6 protein-coding genes are annotated in these 17686 nt (G+C 67.1%); 3 read left to right on the top strand and 3 right to left on the bottom strand.

The window, feature by feature from the left end; all coding sequences use genetic code 11:
- Window positions 1-1212 carry a Coenzyme F420 hydrogenase/dehydrogenase, beta subunit C-terminal domain gene (locus tag CJ179_RS10180; RefSeq protein ID WP_095861351.1) on the top strand — a complete coding sequence of 404 codons (1212 nt, stop codon included), beginning with the start codon at window positions 1-3 and terminating at the stop codon, window positions 1210-1212.
- Window positions 1206-2507, top strand: a complete 1302-nt coding sequence (locus CJ179_RS10175) for a lipopolysaccharide biosynthesis protein (protein WP_095861350.1) — start codon at window positions 1206-1208, stop codon at window positions 2505-2507. Before CJ179_RS10180 ends, CJ179_RS10175 begins: the two co-directional genes overlap by 7 nt.
- Here the strand turns inward: CJ179_RS10175 and CJ179_RS10170 are convergent.
- The 3 genes from CJ179_RS10170 to CJ179_RS10160 are packed head-to-tail and all read right to left on the bottom strand — an operon-like array spanning window position 2498 to window position 6451.
- Window positions 2498-3607, bottom strand: coding sequence for a polysaccharide pyruvyl transferase family protein (locus CJ179_RS10170; RefSeq protein ID WP_095861349.1), 1110 nt, complete (start codon window positions 3605-3607; stop codon window positions 2498-2500). The genes CJ179_RS10175 and CJ179_RS10170 overlap by 10 nt on opposite strands.
- Window positions 3604-4569, bottom strand: a complete 966-nt coding sequence (locus CJ179_RS10165) for a glycosyltransferase family 2 protein (protein ID WP_095861348.1) — start codon at window positions 4567-4569, stop codon at window positions 3604-3606. Before CJ179_RS10165 ends, CJ179_RS10170 begins: the two co-directional genes overlap by 4 nt.
- Before the next feature lie 49 nt (window positions 4570-4618).
- Complete coding sequence (locus CJ179_RS10160; RefSeq protein ID WP_095861347.1) at window positions 4619-6451, bottom strand: DUF4012 domain-containing protein; 1833 nt, start codon at window positions 6449-6451, stop codon at window positions 4619-4621.
- Between the two features lie 406 nt (window positions 6452-6857).
- Between CJ179_RS10160 and CJ179_RS10155 the strand changes: the two genes are divergently transcribed.
- The gene (locus CJ179_RS10155) at window positions 6858-17675 is read left to right on the top strand and encodes an amino acid adenylation domain-containing protein (RefSeq protein ID WP_095861346.1); all 10818 of its coding nucleotides are present in this window, start codon (window positions 6858-6860) and stop codon (window positions 17673-17675) included.
- The last annotated feature ends 11 nt before the right edge of the window (window positions 17676-17686 follow it).

The following is a 17686-nucleotide window of genomic DNA, read 5'->3' as shown; positions in this document are numbered from 1 at the left end:
ATGCACCGGAACCTCCTGCACGTCGAGATCGCGGAGGTCGTGCAACGCGGAAACTGTTCCGGTTGTGGGGCATGTGCGCTGCTCGACAAGGACGTTGCCCTGGCACTCGCAGACGACGGATTCATCCGTCCCCGGGTGAGCTCGTCCGAGTCTTCGGAAACCGACCCGACGGCCTTGGTGGAGTTCCGCAGGTCGTGTCCCGGTATTTCCGTGACGGCACAGCGCCCAGTAGATGCCACCCGTCACGATTTCCTGGGCCCGATCGTGTCGATCTGGGAGGCTTACGCCCTCGACGAGGACATCCGATTCACGGGAAGCAGTGGCGGCACCCTCACGGCTCTCAACGAATGGTTGCTCGCCACCGGGCAGATCGACAGTGTCGTTGTCGCTGCCGCCTCGGAGTCGGGTCCCGAGAGGACCGAATCGAGCGCGGTTCGGACGAGATCGGATGTCGTCCGGGCCGCCGGTTCCCGGTATGCACCCACCGCGAATGCGGCGGTGGCCGACATCGACAATCCAGGGTCCGCCGTCGTCGGGAAGCCCTGCGAGATAGCTGCTCTGAGAGCGCTTGCGAAGTCCCGCGATCAACAGCCTCCGCTGCTGCTTTCCTTCTTCTGCGCGGGTGTACCCAGTCAGCACGCGACCGACTCCCTGATCCGCGGGCTCGGCGTGGACGAGGACGCCGAGTTGGCAGCGGTGCGTTATCGGGGGCATGGCTGGCCAGGCGACTTCTACGCGGAGGATGTACGCGGCAACTCGGTTCGGACGACCTATGACGACTCGTGGGGGAAGCATCTCGGGCCGGCGGTCCAGCAGCGTTGCAAGCTGTGTCCGGACGGCGTCGGCGAAAGCGCGGATATCTCTGCCGGTGACTTCTGGCGAGCGGACGCCAAGGGCTACCCCGACTTCACCGATCAGGATGGGCTCAGCGTTCTGATCGCGAGGACAAGGCGAGGAGAGGAGGTCATCCGGCGCGCCGCTCAGGACGGCGTGATCTCGGTCCGCGCCGTCGACCCGGACGATGTTGCGGCTGTGCAACCGTTCCAGGTGGTTCGGCGCGCCACCTTGCTGGGACGTCTGGCGGGAAGCAGGCTGGCGGGACACCCGACGCCCCGGTATCGCGGCTTCCGCCTGTGGCGGTTGTCGTTGCGATCACCGGTCAGAACCCTGCGTGCCACGGCCGGAACGTTTCGACGGGCCCGGCGATGGTAGCTGGTAGCGATGCGCGGACGAAGATCTCGGCGGTAGTCCAGTCGCCGAGCATCATCGCGGTGACGCGGCTGATCGTCCAGCTTGCCCCGCTGATCACTGCTCCGGTGATCGCGCGAGAGTTGGGACCCGCAGGGCGGGGACTCTATTCGGCCTGCTTCGCCGCCATGATTCTCGCGCCGGTCGTTCTGGGGATGGGGTTGCCGCTTGCCGTGCGTCGGCGTGCGTCGACAGGCGCTCCGGAAGCGACGCTGCGTGCCGTATACGTGGTTCTGCCGTTCCTGGTACCCGTGGCAGTGGCGGTCGGCTTCCTGCTCGAGCGGTATGTCGTCACTGAGCTCGATCCCGACAGTGCCAGGGCGTTCATCCTCGGGATGGGTTGTTCCGTTGGATTCATCGCAACACTGTGCTTTCAGAGTGTGTTGATCGGAGGCCGGCGGTACGGCGCTATCGCGCTCCTGCAATCGACGCAACCAGTTGCGCTCACATTCGGCGTCGCCCTCGGATGGATTCTCGGAAGCCTGACCCTGCCGTGGGTACTCGTTTGTGCGGCTGCGAGCACACTTCTGTCCACCCTCATGGGGGTGTACCTCACGCGTATATCGCCGCGTGGACCGAGGTCCCGCCTGCGTCCACTGGCGCGGGAAAGCATTGCCTTCTCCGGGAGCCAAGCCGCAGAGACGGCGGCGAATACGCTTCCTCAGATCATCGCGGTGGTCGCGATCGGGGCTCACGATGCGGGATTGTTTGCCATCGCCATAACAGTTGCGAGCTTGCCGATGACCCTGGGGCACACGATTGCGTCCGTAATGTTCCGGGATGCCGCTGCCTCGGCAGGGGAGGCGAACATGCGCCTGTCGGCGTTGTCGATTCGCATCACCGCCCTGACCGCTGTCGTGCCTGTCGCAGTGTTGGCATGCGCGACGCCCGTGCTCATTCCACTCATCTTCGGTGAGGGCTTCCGGGGTTCGGTATCGATCACTCTGATCTGTCTGTGTGGATCAGTCTTTCTCGCCGTGAACTACGTTGCATCCCAGATGCTTGTGGCGCAGGGCAAAGGTGTCCTCATGACCGCCGCGCAGCTTGTCGGGCTGGGCCTGAGTGTCGCATCGATGTTCGTTCTGGGACCTGCTCTGGGCGGCGCGGGGGCGGCGCTGGCGTCTGTTGCGGGTTGGCTGTTGACGACCGTCGCGAGCGTGCGTGCTCTCCGACTGACTGCCACGTCGTTGCTGTTTGACGCCGGTGACCTCCGTCAAGCCTTCACCGTCGTGACGAAGGGCCACATCGATCATGTCTGACGGATGACTGTGTCACCGAGGGTGGCGCCGAGTTCGTCCATCCTCGAATCGGTCCCGACAAGGAGTTGCAGCACCCGGGTGCGTGCCACGGTGAAGTCCGTCGAGTCGATGAGCGTGAGGGTGTCGCGAGCGGGATCCGCAGTCGTTCTCAGATCGACGTGCAGGTTCCACCCCAGCGCATCCATCAGCGGTGCGAACTTGCGCGAGTACGCCCAGGGAATTGCCGGCGTACCCACGGACAGCGAGTTGAGGCACGCGTGCATGCGCGCACCGACGACCACGTCGGCCGTGGCGAGAATGCCGCGAACCGATGTCAGGGAGTCCGGAACGAGGATCTCGACCGAGTCTCCGAAGTGCCTGCCGAGTTCTCGGACTGCCGGTACATCGTTGTCTGTCACGGTCGAATCGAGGACGTGTGCCAGGAGGCTGACTCTGCGATCGCGTTGGAGCAGTCCATCGATCAGCGCTGTGACGGATCGACGATAGCTTTCGCAGTCGACGTGCGGGTTTTCGTGCCAGAGAAGCCCGGAGACGTTGATCACCACGTCTCGCTCGACACCGCCGGTGTGATCTGCACGCGGCAGCGCGAACACCAGGTCCGTCGACTCGGACGTCGACTGCCGTCCCAGCTGTTTCGCGTACTCGAGACTGACCGGATCGCGGGCGAACACGCGGGTGGCCCGTTGGAGGGATCTTGTCGCGATCATCCGCCCGAGCCTGCTGTCGAAGGGGCCGATCGTCTGGGGCATGAGAATGGTCGGCACTCGCAACCGTGCGGCGACGCGCTGCACATAAGCCATCAAGATGAGGCGTCGAAGCCCGTAGATGTCCGTGAAGCTGTCGCCGGCGCCGGTATCCAGAATCGCGTCGTATCGGGAGAGTTCCCGCTTGATCGGTCCGCGTGAGCGGAAGATGTCCCGGAGCACGCTCCGCTTGCTGAGCGGGGTATCGTCGCTGTCCTGAGTATGGAACGTCAATTCGGCGTTCGGCCACCTCCGTTCGACTATCGACTCCGTTCCTTCCGCCAGGGCGCGAAGGCCGAGATTCGTCGAATCCCGATCGGCCCAGAGCACGAGGATTCGCGGATTCGGAGGGGTCATGTCGCGGCCTCATCGATTCTGCTGGATTGCGCGAGAAGTGAACGGGTGTACCAGAGGAACTTGTGCGACTCGGACCGCCACAGCACCGATCGTTCCGGTGCGCCGAGCGATTTCACGTAGAACGCCGCCGATCTCGACAGTAAGCCCGCAGCGACGGAAGCCTTCCACGCCACACTCTGTACACGATTCCGCGCCATCTTCCACTTGTACAGATCGTAGAGATTGATCACCCATGCAGGATTCGGCCTTGTCGATGCAGTGGGGCCTGTACTACCTCCGACGACGTGGGTTCCCGACTGCTCGGCACTCATGATGATCCGCATGCCGTGTTGCCGTGTGCGAAGACAGAACTCCAGGTCCTCCGCATACATGAACCATCTCTCGGTGAGTCCGCCCAATTCGTCCCATGTCTGCTTGCGGACCATCATGCACGCTCCGGACACCCAATCCAGCTCTCGAGTTGCGAAATCGTGAGTATGGAGGAGATACAGACCTTCGAAACGATGATGTCTGTGCGACAGTCGCGACAGGCCCGAGAAGTGGTTGAACACGCTGACCACGTTGGGTCTCTTTCCGCCTTCGCGGATCCGGAGGCGTCCGGCCGGTTGAATGAGCGTGGGTGCGACGATCCCGGCCTCTGGCGACTCGTCGAAGATGGCCGCCAGCGCGAGTACGTCCCGAGGGGAGATGCGTGCATCGGGATTGAGCAGCAGTATCGCTCGTCCCCGCGCATCGCGTGCCGCACGGTTGACTCCCCGGGCGAACCCCACGTTCTCCTCGCTCCGAATTACGACGGCGTCCGGCGCTTCCTCGGCGAGAACTGTCAGCGTGCGATCCGTGGATGCGTTGTCCAGCACGATGAGTTCGATTCCGTCCTGTCCGGACAGTGGGCGAACGCAATCGCTGATGACGGCCTCGCTGTTGTAGGTCACTATCACCACGGAAACCTGCGGCTCGCTCATTGCTTTCCTTCGATCGGTGCGCGGCTGGTGCATGACACGAGCGGAAGGGTCATCCGCCGCACGCTGGTGCATTGACGGTCACTTTCGGATCATCGACGAGCGGCTGGATCGGCACCCGCGCCTCACCCGGTGCGGTGGGCTCGTTCAGTTCGTATCGCAGTTCGACGGTTGCGCCCTTCGGGATGGTGACGGGCACCGTGAAGACCGGGTGGCCCAGTTCATTTCCCTGAATGGCGAACGACTGCTTGCCGTCGATGCTTGCTTTCGTCAGGGTCGCGCCGTTGGTCGACAGTAGCGAGACCATGGCGAGGTTGGTGCCGTACGGCAGGGGCTTGTCCTTGAACGTGCCTGCGACGATGCGCGGAAAATTGGTGTCCGGGGTGTTGTTGGTCAGACGCACGGTGACTGCGGACGTGCGGGTGTCGCCCGTGCAGTCGGCGGCGGAGTAGTCGATCTCGCGGTCGAGGTAGTAGTCCAGCTTGTTGCCGCCGTTGTTGTTGATCACGACGCCGGCGTACGGGGCGGGGTCTTCGGGCACCGTGTATCCCAGCGTGGTGCCGGCGAGAATTGCCTGCTCTTCCGGGTGGGAACTCCACACGGCGATGCGGCGCTCCCCGGCGGCTCGACCGACCGCGTCCAGCAGTCGCTGAGGTGACTCGATCTTGCCGGTCATCTTCTCGACGACCTTGCCGGCGATGGTCTGCAGGTATTCCTTGCGTTCGGCGTTGTCTTCGGTGTAGTTGGCCTCGTTGGTGATGAACCGGGTGTAGGCGGTGGATTCGGTGAGTTCGACGACGTTGCTTGCGTCGACGACCTCGCCGTCGGGCAGGGTGACCGGGCCGACGGCGGCCAGTACGTAGCTCAGCGCCACCGGGTCGGTCGCGATCGCCCCGTCCACTTGTTCGCCCGACTCCTGCGCCCACATGGACTGCCAGATCTGGCCGGCGTACGGAAAGTGGGAGCTCAGATTGCTGTTGCGGATGTCGACCGAGGGGTTGTAGTTGCCGTACATGCTCTCGTAGTCGGGGCCGAGATCGAGCGGGCGCTTGTCGTAGGTCACTTCGGAGTTCTTGCCGAGCTTCTCGATGCCCAGTTTTCCGTCGCTGGCCCGGATGACGCTGTAGCCGCCGACGAGTCCGCCGGTGCCGCGTGCCTCGGCGTTGGTCTGAAAGGCGAGGAAGTAGCTCCGAGGTCCGTCGAGGCCGAGCATCGCCGGAAGTACCTTGGCGCCGATCGTCGTGTTCTCCAGGAGTTTCGCCACGTCGTCGGTCTGATTCTGCAGTTCGGTTCGCGCGTCGTCCACCAGGCCGACGTACCCTGCGCCGCGAATGCCCTGCGCCTGGGTGGCCAGGTTCCGTGCTGCGATCGACGTTTCCTGCAACGTCGGGGCGGCGTCGCGCAGCGGTTGCAGTTGCACGTTGCCGCCCTCGCCGACCAGATCCCGGGGTGACAACGCGACGCCGATGTCGACCGCGGGGGTGAGGACGTCACGCGTGAGCCCGACCACGACGTCGGACATCTGCTGCGCCGATTCGAACGGTGCTCCGAGCCCGGGGACGGCTGCGAGGGAACTCCAGGGGGCCGAATGCAGATTGTCCCGGGCGTCTGCGGCCCGTTCCCGGGCTTCGGCCGCCGCCCGCTGGGCACCCTCGGTGTTGCCGTCGAGCAGTGAATTCTTGGCGAGCTGCGCGTTGTCCCTCGCGCCGGTGAGGTTGTGCTGGACCTGCGAGGCCGAGAACCCGAACCATGCGACGACAGCGACGGCGGCGACGCCCACACCGATCAGTACCCGCCGTCGAACGGTCGAGCGGCGCGGTTCCGTCGGTGCCTCAGCGGGTGTCGGACCGTCGCTGTGGGAGTTGTTGGGCGACTTCGCGTCCATTCGGGTCTGCTCCTAGCTATCGAGGATGAGGTTTCTGGTCGCGTAGCTGAACTGTCGGTCGCGGAAGGGCCGCCCACGACGGCCGCTGATCGTGTCATGACGGCAGTTTCCGCTGCCGCCGTCCCGTTTCCGGCGAAGTTCGTGGACCTGCGGCACGCCGTATTCTCCTCTGTCCGTGTCTGTTCCGATAGAAGAGTAAGGGTATGTGCTTTCACGTTCCTGTTCGGAGGTGGTTGGATGCAGTATTGCGAGTACGCGCGGGAATGCTGCCGGTAACCGCTACGTGAGCGCTGCGAACGTGCTGGGACTGCGAGTAGGGTCACTGTAACGATTTCCGCTGCAACACCTATACGTATACGGCCCGCGTTCGGGCCGTTCGGCAAGTGGTAGATCGGGGGGACGGATAGTGGGCTCGGGGTTCCCGCGTAAGGCTGCAGGTGAACTCGATTCGCGTGCCTTCCCGCTCTCGCATGCCCAAAAGGGGTTGTGGTTCGCGCAGCAGTTGGACCCGTCCGTTCCCATACTCGTCGCGCAGTACGTCGAGCTCCGTGGGCCGGTGGACGTCGGCGCGTTGAAATGGGCGTCCGAGCAAGGCTCGTTCGACATCGAGTCACCCGGTGTGCGGCTCGTCGACCACGCGGGTGAGCCGTATCAGTTGGCGGACGAGACGATCGATGACGAACTCGCGTACATCGACTTGCGGTCCCACGAAGATCCGGTGGCCCAGGCACACCGGTGGATGGACGAGCGCCGCCGCAGGCCCATGTCGGTGTACCGGGATCGCCTGATCTCCGCGACCCTGCTGCACGTCGGCGGCGACCACTACTTCCTCACCACGTTCGCGCACCATCTGATCCTCGACGGCTACGGCGCCATGGTGCTGATGAACCGGGTGGCCGAGCTGTACACGCATGCGGTGGATCGCACGGAGGCTCCCGCGTCGAAGGCCGTGCCGCTGCGGGAACTGTACGAATCCGAGGATGCGTACCCGCGGTCCCGCCGCTTCGAGATCGACCGCGAGTACTGGTCCGAACGAACGAAGGACCTGCCCGAGCCGTCCCGATTGACCGACCGGGACAGCGCCCCGTCGGCGGTGTCGTTGCTCGCCAGCGAGGTGATGGACCCGGTCGTCGTCGACGAGCTGAAAGCGCTGGCGCAGGAGTGGAATTCGTTCGAGGTGCCGATCGTGGTCGCGGCGTTCGCGGCATTCCTCGCGCGGATGACGGGCAATTCGGATGTCGTGCTGAGTCTTCCGGTGTCGGCCCGCACCACCGCGGGCGCGCGCCGTTCGGGTGGCAGCGTGGCCAACATCGTTCCACTCCGGATCGAGGTGGATCCACGCGGGACCACACACGACCTGGTGCGTCGTGTCCAACTGGAACTCACCGGTGCGCTGCGGCACCAGCGTTTCCGCTACGAAGACATACTCCACGACATGCGGTCGACGTCGCGCGTCGGCCGCGGCTTCGGGCCGATGGTCAACATCATGATGTTTCACACCGAGACGTGGTGGGGTGACGTACTCGGCGAATTGAACGTTCTCACGGCCGGTCCGGTCGACGACCTCGCGGTGGCGATCTATCCCGGTGCGGCCGGGCAGAACGTCCGCGTGGACTTCGAGGGCAACCCCGCTGTGTACGAGCGAGAAGAACTCGCGGGCCACCACGCGAGATTTCTGGACTATCTGGGTGGATTCGTGGGCGCGGACGCCGACGCGGCCGTGGGTAGCCTGCCGCTGCTCGTCCGGGACGAACTCGACGCGCTGATCCCTCTCGACGGTCCTGCGTCGGCGGACCCGCTCACTCTTCCGGACTTGCTGGACCTGACAGTGGATTCCGACACGGTCGCGGTCCGCTGCCGCGACGTCGAGATGACCTACCGCGCTCTGCACGAGCGATCGAATCGGCTCGCCCGCAGACTGCTCGCACAAGGGGTCGGCGTCGGCAACCGCGTTGCGTTGATGCTGCCGCGCTCGATCGAACAGGTGGTGGCGGTGTGGGCCGTCGCGCGGTGTGGTGCGGCGTTCGTCCCGGTGGACCCGGACTATCCCGCCGAACGCATCGCGCACATGATCGCCGAATCCGGCGTCACCATCGCCGTCGCCGTCGATCCGGGGGTGGTGCCCACGGGTGTCCGCTGGGTTGACGTCGCCGACGCCCCGGGGGACGGCACACCGGTCGCCGATGCGGAATTGGCGCATCCCGTCAGGCTGGACAACGCCGCCTACGTCATCTACACGTCCGGCTCGGTGGGGGCACCGCGCGGAATCACGATGCCGCACCGAGGACTTGCGAATCACGCAGCCGCATTGCGGCGTCTCTACGCGGCGGATTCCCGGTCGCGGGTGCTGATGTGCGCGTCGCCCTCCTACGACGCCTCGATACACGAACTGCTGGTCGCGGCTACCGCGGGCGCCACGTTGGTGATCGCGCCGCCGCCGGTGCGCGGAGGAAAGACCATGGCCGACCTGCTGCGCCGTGAGCGAATCACCCACTGGACCACGACACCGGCCATCCCGGCACAGATGGACCCGGCCGGACTGCCCGACCTCGAGGTACTCGCCGTAGCAGGTGAGGTCTGCCCGCCGGAACTCGCGGCGCGGTGGGGCGTCGACCGCACGGTCCTGAACCTGTACGGGCCGACGGAGGTCACCGTGTGGGCAACGGCCACCGAGCCGCTGGTCCCCGGTTCCCGTCCCACGATCGGGCGACCGATCGAGGGAGTGTCGGCAGTCGTGCTGGACCGCTTCCTGCAGCCCGTGCCGGCAGGGGTGGTGGGCGAGCTGTATCTGTCCGGTCCCGGGGTGGGTCGCGGATACCTGGAGCGGCCGGGTGCGAGCGCGACACGTTTCGTCGCGAACCCGTTCACGACCGACCTGCAGCGCATGTATCGGACCGGCGATCTCGTGCGGTGGTCGAAGAACCACGAGCTGGAATTCGTCGATCGTGCCGACGATCAGGTGAAGATCCGCGGATTCCGGGTCGAATTGGGCGAGATCACTGCGGTTCTCGGCCGGCATCCGGGAGTCGACACGGCGATCGCGGTGGCCCACGACCGGAACGGCGAGTTGGCAGTGGACGGCTATGTTCACGGCACCGGCCTGGACCCCGACGACGTGCTCGCCGGGGTGGCCGAGCGACTGCCGGCGTACATGGTGCCGTCGACGGTCACCGTCCTCGATGCCGTGCCGCTCACGCCGAGCGGCAAGGTCGATCGATCCGCGTTGCCTGTTCCGGCGCCGTACGACCGCGAGTTGCGTTACTGGAAAAGGCAGCTCGAGTGTCTGCCGCCGTTGTCGCTGCCGGAAGCCCGTGAAGTCTCAAACGATGCCGGGGCGTTCAGCGGCCGGGTTCCGTTCGCCGTGGAGCCCGCCCTGTGCCGGCGGGTGCACGAACTGGCGGCCGAACAGGCGGTCTCACCGTTCACGATCGTCCACGCCGTTGTCGCGGTGTTGCTGTCCGTCGTGAGCGGTGCGGACGACCTCGCCATCGGAGCGGTCCTCCCGGACGGCCACACCGGCGGCGACGACTGCGAGCCGCTGGTGCTGCGCAGCAGACTCGATCCGCAATTGACGTTCGAAGAGTTCCTGCTGGAGTCGCACCGCGTCGAGCAGGCCGCCCGAGCGCACGGCGACGTGCCGTTCACGCACGTGGTCGACGTTGCCGGGCAAGATCTTTCGGCCGGTCGTCACCCGCTCGTCCAGGTGATGCTGTCGGTGGACGCGGAGCCGGAACGGGAGTTCGACGGCCTGGATCTGGTGGTGACGCTGCGTGGCCGACTCGACGGCGACCGGTTCGAGGGGGTGTTGCGCTACGCGGCGCACCGTTTCGAGCGGCGGACGGTGGAGCAGTGGGCCCGGCGGCTACACCGACTCCTCGTGGTGGTCGCCGAGAACCCTGGCGTCGCGCTCAGCGCGATCGACCTGCTGACACCGGAAGAGCGGGCCCTGGCCGTCGGGGGAACGCAGGATTCTGCGCACGACGTCGCGTCGCTGTCCGAGGTCTTCCGCCGGCGCGTTACCGACAGCCCGGACGCCGTCGCCGTCACGTGCGGTGGGAAGGCGGTCTCCTATGCCGAGGTCGACCGCCGGTCCGCCGTTCTGGCGCGGGCACTGAACGGCTCCGGGATCGGAGATTCGAGCATCGTCGCTGTCGGACTGTCGAATCCGGTCGACAGCGTGGTCGCCCACATTGCCGTGCTGCGGTCGGGCGCGACCTGCCTGCCCCTGAGCCCCGACCACCCGACCGAACGCATTCGGTACCTGCTGGCCGACGTGGTGCCCACCTTGTTGCTGATCAGTTGTGCCGACGCCGACGCGATTCCGCACGGCGGGTACCCGACCGTCCTGCTGGACGACGTCGAGTTCGGCGAAGACGGCGCACTCGACGTCACGGCATCGGAACCGGGACCGATCCACCCGGGCCGGGTCGCCTACGTGCTCTGCCCCGTGGGCTCGGAACCGGTCGCGGTGACCCACGCGAATGTCCTGGCGCGGGTGCGGTCGGGCAACGACGGCGACGGCGTCGTCGCCGACCTGTGGGCGCCACTCGTCGAGGGTGGAACGGTGGGGCCCCGCTGCGGAGAGCGCGGGCCCGCGCAACCCACCTACCTCGACGCCGGGTCCCGCGTCTACGTGCTGGACAGGGCGTTGCGACCCGTCCCGCCCGGGACGGTCGGGGAACTGTATGTGGGAGGCCAGCAGGTGGCCCGGGGATTTCACCGTCGGCCCCCGAGTACCGCCGGACGGTTCGTGGCCGACCCGTTCGTGCCGACGGGTACGGGGGACGCCGGGGGAGTGCGGATGTACCGCACCGGGGACCGGGGGCGGTACGTCGACGGACGACTGGAGCGGCTGCCCCGCTCGTCCGGCGACAGCAGCCTCGCACGGTGGCAGCGGGCGCTGCGCGGCGTCGGTTCGTCGTCGCCGGTGCCCACGGACCGGATGGTCGGGGGAATTGCGTCTCCGTCGGACTGCGTGCACGAGTTCTCGATCGACTCCGATCGCCACGAGGCCGCCGCACGGCTGGCGCGCGAACAGGGCGTGACGCTGTTCACGGTGCTGCGGGCCACTCTCGCAATCCTTCTCGCCCGCATCGGTGTTCACCGGGACATCGTGATCGGCGGCGAGGCGGGGCTGACGGGAGACCGGGCGAACACGGTGGCGTTGCGGACCCGCGTCACCCCCGCCATGTCGTTTCTCGAGGTCCTCGAGCAGGTCCGGAGCTTCGACGTTGCGGCGTTCCAGCACGCGGACGTGCCGTTCGAGGCACTCGCCGACCTGCTCGGTGGCGAGCGTCCGCAGGTGTCGCTCGCGCTCACGCCGACGTCCGAGAACGGCACCGTTCCGACGCCGTTCGATCTGGCGTTCACGTACTCGGAGCGCTGGTCGGATCACGATCCCGCCGGAGTGGACGGTGTGGTCACCTACACGCCGTCGCTGTTCGACGCCGCCACCGTCCGGTCGCTGGCCGAGTTGTTCGTGGATGTCCTGGCCGCGGGCACCGACCGTCCCGGGATCGAAGTGGGCAGCATCGGCCTCGCTGCCGGCGCAGTCCTCGACGGCGGCGAACCGTCGGCACCGAGAACGCTGTCCGACATTCTCACCGGCACCGCCCGCGACTTCCCGGACGCGCAGGCGCTCTCCGACGGCACCGTGACCCTCACCTACCGTGACCTCGACGCACGCTCCGATTCGCTCGCGCGCGTCCTGATCGACGCGGGTGCGCGCCCGGGCCGCGTGATCGCGCTCGCCCTGCCGCGATCGGTGGACTTCATGATCGCACTGTGGGCCATCACCAAGACCGGTGCCGCCTTCGTCCCGGTGGATCCGACGCATCCGGCGGAACGTCTGGAACGGGTGCTGACCGAGGCCGACGTGTGCATCGGGGTCGGGGCGATGTCGGTGGGCGGTTCCCGGATCACGTGGCTGCCGGTCACGGCGGGCGACTATCTGAACGGGGTTCCGCCGGTGCATGTTCCGGTGCATCCGGACGAGGTGGCGTACGTCATCTACACGTCGGGCTCCACCGGGACGCCCAAGGGCGTGATGGTGCCGCACCGCGGGGTGTCCTCGCTGACCGGGGAAGCGGTGCGCCGGTACCGGGTCGCGCCGGACTCGCGGGTGCTCCACGCCTACAACCCCACGTTCGACGCCGCGCTCCTGGAGGCGCTGCTCGCGTTCGGTTCCGGTGCCTGCCTGGTGGTCGCCCCCGCCGAGGTGTATGCGGGACCGGATCTGCAGCGGGTACTTGTGAAACACCGGGTGAGCCATTACCTGTCGACGCCGGCGGTGCTGTCGTCGCTGAGTGTGGACGGGCTCGAGCACATCGAAGTCGTCGCGGTCGGCGGCGAGGCGCTGCATCCGGATCTCGCCGCGGCGTGGAGCGACGGCCGGCGGATGCTCAACGCCTACGGGCCGACGGAGTCGACCGTCGTGGCCACCCTTGCCGCGGTCGACGGCCACGTGACCATCGGCGGGCCGATTTCCGGCACCACCGGCCAAGTCCTCGACGACCGGCTACGCCCGGTTCCCGTCGGTGCGATCGGCGAACTGTATCTGTCCGGTTCCGGGCTGGCGCGCGGGTACGTCGGCGACCCCGGGCGGTCCGCGGTGCGTTTCGTCGCGGCGGCAGGCGGTGTCCGCATGTACCGCACCGGCGACCTGGTGCATCGTCGCGCCGACGGCAATCTGCAGTTCATCGCGCGAGTGGACCGCCAGGTGAAGATTCGTGGTGTCCGCATCGAACCGGGGGAGGTCGACGCGGTGATCAGCCGGGTCGCCGAAGTCGACGGTGCGATCACGGTGGCACGGCCCAACGCGGCAGGAGCCGACGCATTGGTGTCGTACGTCGTGCCCCGCGGTTCCCTCGATGTGGAGTTGTTGCGCAAGAGACTCGAAGACGTGTTGCCGTCGTACCTGGTGCCGTCCGCGATCGTGGTGCTCGACGCGTTTCCCCTGAACCCCTCGGGCAAGATCGACGTGAAGGCGCTGCCGGCGCCGGTACTCGAGTCGCGGGTCTTCCGGGCACCCGAGTCGGCGGTGCAGGAGACCGTCGTCGCCGTGTTCGCCGAGGTTCTCGCCGTGGAGCAGGTCGGGCTGGACGACGAATTCTTCGCGCTGGGCGGCAACTCGCTGATCGCGACGCAGGCGGCCGCACGGTTGGGTGAGGCGTTGAACGCGCACGTGCCGGTCCGGATGCTGTTCGAGGCACCGACGGTGGAAGCGCTGGCCGAGCAGGTGTCTACGCTGCTCGGCACGGGCAACCGTCCGGTCCTGTCGCAGCGGCCCCGTCCCGAACATGTTCCCCTGTCGCCTGCGCAGCAGCGGATGTGGTTCCTGAGCCGCTTCGACCCGGCGTCCCCGGCGTACAACATCCCGCTGGCCGTTCGGGTGACCGGAGACCTGAACGTGCCCGCCCTGCAGCAGGCGCTGCGCGACGTGCTGGAACGGCACGAAGCGCTGCGGACCGTGTTCCCGGAACACGACGGCGAACCGGTGCAGGTCGTGTTGCCCGCAGAACGCGTCGAACTGGACCTCTCCCCGATGACCGTCACGGCGGACGTCGTGGACGCTCACGTGCTTTCCGTCCTCGCCCGGGGATTCGACGTCTCGGCCTCGGTCCCGATCCGAGCGCGACTTCTGCAGGTCAGCGAACACGAACTGATCGTGGTCGTCGTGGTGCACCACATCAGTGCGGACGGCGTCTCGATGGCACCGCTGGGCCGGGACGTGGCGACGGCGTATCTGGCGCGGACGCGGGGGGAAAGCCCCGGGTGGGCGCCGCTCGAGGTTCAGTACGCCGACTTCGCGCTGTGGCAGCGGGAGGTGCTGGGCGCCGAACACGACCCGGACTCTCTGGCGGCGACCCAGTTCGACTACTGGACGCGCACGCTCGCGGGGATCCCCGAATTCCTCGAACTGCCGACCGATCGCCCACGCCCGGCGGTGCGTACCCATCGGGGTGCCGCCGCGCCGGTGGCCATCGACGCCGACACCCATCGCCGTCTCGGTGAGATTGCGCAGCAGCACAATACGACACTGTTCATGGTGGTACACGCCGCTCTGTCGGTGTTGCTGGCACGGGTGACGGGAACCTCGGACATCGTGATCGGCACACCGGTCGCGGGCCGCGGTGAGCGGGTGCTCGACGACGTGGTCGGCATGTTCGTCAACACGCTGGTGCTGCGGACGGAGATCGATCCCGGCGCCTCCCTCCTCGACGTGCTGGAACAGGTTCGTCAGACCGATCTGGACGCGATGGCGCACGCGGACGTGCCGTTCGAGCGTCTGGTCGAGATTCTGAACCCGGTTCGTTCCCAATCATATTCGTCCCTCTTTCAGGTCATGCTCGCGTTCCAGAATCAGGCGCCGGCGGTACTGGAACTGCCGGGTCTGACCCTCGCGCCGCTCGAGATCGACGCGCACGTCACCAAGTTCGACCTCGACTTCTCGCTCTCGGACAACTACGACGCGAACGGTGCCCCTGCCGGCATCGCCGGGAGCCTCACGTACTCCACCGAACTGTTCGACTCCGAGACGGCGGAACGGTTCGCGCGGAGTGTGATCCGCGTCGTCGAGGCGTTCGCAACGCAACCGGGGCAACAGGTCTGCGACGTGTCGCTGCTGACGGGCGACGAGACGGCCCGGATGCTGGGGGCGTGGAATGCGACGGACGTGGCGTCGGACACGGCGACTCTGGTGGATCTCCTCGATGCCCAGGTGATCCGAACCCCGGGTGCGGTCGCCGTCGCGTTCGAGGGCGAAGTGCTGACGTACGGCGAACTCGACGCACGGGCCAACCGCCTCGCGAGAATGCTCGTGGAGCGGGGAACGGGCCCGGACTCCCTCGTGGCGCTCGTGTTCGAACGGTCGACGGAGATGATCGTCGGAATGTGTGCCGTCCTCCGCGCCGGCGGCGGCTATGTGCCGATCGACCCCGAACACCCGGCCGAGCGCATCGCGGACGTGCTGGACTCCGCGGCACCCGAACTGGTGCTCACCACCTCGTGGACCCGCGGCTGCCTGCCGCCCGGCGTCGCGCACGTCGACGTCGACACCGTCGATCTGTCCGGGTTCGATGCGCACCCGATCCGCGATGCCGACCGGGTGCGCCCGCTGCGGCCGCGGAACACGGCCTACGTTCTGTTCACGTCGGGATCCACGGGCCGACCCAAGGGTGTGACGGTCAGCCACGCAGCGATCGTGAATCAGCTGCGCTGGCTGACCGAGGAGTACGGGGTCACCGCGAACGATCGCGGAATTCTCAAGGCGCCGTACACCTTCGACGTGTCCGTGTGGGAGGTCTTCCTGCCCCTGGTCGTGGGTGCCCGGCTGGTGGTGACGCGCCCCGGCGGGCATCGTGAACTCGACTATCTGGCCGCCGTGATCCGCGAACACCGGATCACGATGATGCATTTCGTGCCGTCGGTGCTGGCCGCGTTTCTCGCGACGGGCGAGGGGGAGACACTGTCCTCACTGCGGCACCTGTACGTGGGCGGCGAGGAGATGCCGGCCGAGCTGGCGGAGGACGTGATCGCTCTGCGGCGGGGCGCATTCCACAATACGTATGGTCCCACCGAGTTGGCGATCACCACGACCGCGTTCGAGCTGCGCGAATCCGTGGAGGCGCGGGTGCCGATCGGTGCGCCGGTGCGGAACACCCAGGCGTACGTGCTGGACGCGCGGCTTCGTCCGGTCCCGGTGGGGGTTGCCGGTGAGCTCTACCTCGGTGGCGACCAACTCGCCCGCGGCTATGTGGAGCGGAGCGCGCTCACCGCGGAACGCTTCGTGGCCGACCCCTTCGGGCGGCAGGGAACCCGCCTCTACCGCACCGGTGATCGTGTGAAATGGGCCCGAGAGGGTCAGCTGGTGTATCTGGGCCGCACCGATCTCCAGGTCAAGCTGCGTGGACTGCGAATCGAACTGCGGGAGGTCGAGGCGGTGCTGGAGGCGGCCGCGGGTGTGTCCCGGGCAGCCGTGGCACTGGTCTCCGACGAACGGGGCGGTGACCACCTCGTCGGTTACGTCGTCGCCGAGCAGGGCCGGCAGATCGATACTCACGACGTGACGGCCTCTGCGCGAGAGCGGCTCCCGTCGTACATGGTGCCGTCGCAGATCATGATTCTGGACAAGCTGCCGTTGGCGTCGGCCGGCAAACTCGACCGGCGTGCGCTCCCGAAACCACGCTTCGAACCGCGCGCTTTCCGCGCCCCGAGCACGGACACCGAGATCGCGGTGGCCACCGTCTTCGGTGAGCTGCTGGGCGTCGAAAGGGTGGGTGCCGACGACAATTTCTTCGAGCTGGGCGGAAACTCCCTGACCGCGGTGCGGGTGGTGCGTGCCCTCGAGGCGTCCACGGGTGTTGCAGTGTCGCTGCAGACGGTGATGACGGATCCGACGCCGAGTTCGATCGCCGCCCGCATGAGCACGGCCGACCCGGAACGGGACGGGGCGCTCGACGTGGTGTTCCCCATCAGGACTGCGGGGGAGGGGCGCCCACTGTTCTGCATCCACCCGATCGTGGGACTCGCCTGGTGCTACACCGGTCTGACGTCCCGGATCGATCCCGATCGGCCGATCTACGGCCTGCAGTCACCGGCGATCGCGGGCGAGGACACGCCGCCGACGTCGATCGACGGCCTCGCCGCGAGGTACGTGCAGGAGATCCGCCGGATCCAGACCGACGGTCCGTACGACCTGCTGGGCTGGTCGCTCGGCGGCGTCCTCGCGCATGCCGTCGCGGTGCAACTGCAGGCTGCGGGTGAGGAAGTGGCGACCGTCGTGATGCTCGACAGTTACGCGCAGCAACCGGACTCGAGGGACACCGAGATGCCGCTGAGCGTGAGCGACCTGCTTGCGGGAATCGGTGTCGAGGGCGACGTGCCGGCGGCCGTCGCGGAGATGGCACCCGAATCCGCGGTAGACCTGCTGGCCACCGCGGCGGGTGGGCCCATGGCCGTTCTCGGCCGTGACCAGATCGAGGTGCTCATCGAGAGTGCGGCGCACACGTGCGCGTTGCTGGACCACCACACCCCCGGGGTCTTTCGCGGCGACGTCGCGTTCTTCACCGCGGGTCGCGACGATCCGACGGGATCGGCGGCGGCGACGAGTTGGGCGCCCCATGTGACGGGCTCCGTCCGGAACCGCACCGTCGACAGCGCGCACTGGCACATGACGTCACCTCGCGTGCTGCGGGTGGTCGGATCGGCGTTGAGGCGCAGATAGCTCGACAGTCG

It is taken from the genome of Rhodococcus sp. ACS1 (assembly GCF_002300155.1).
Taxonomy (GTDB): Bacteria; Actinomycetota; Actinomycetes; order Mycobacteriales; family Mycobacteriaceae; genus Rhodococcus_F; species Rhodococcus_F koreensis.
The sequence above is the reverse complement of the archived record's forward strand: the minus strand, read 5'-3'. Positions and strand labels throughout refer to the sequence as shown.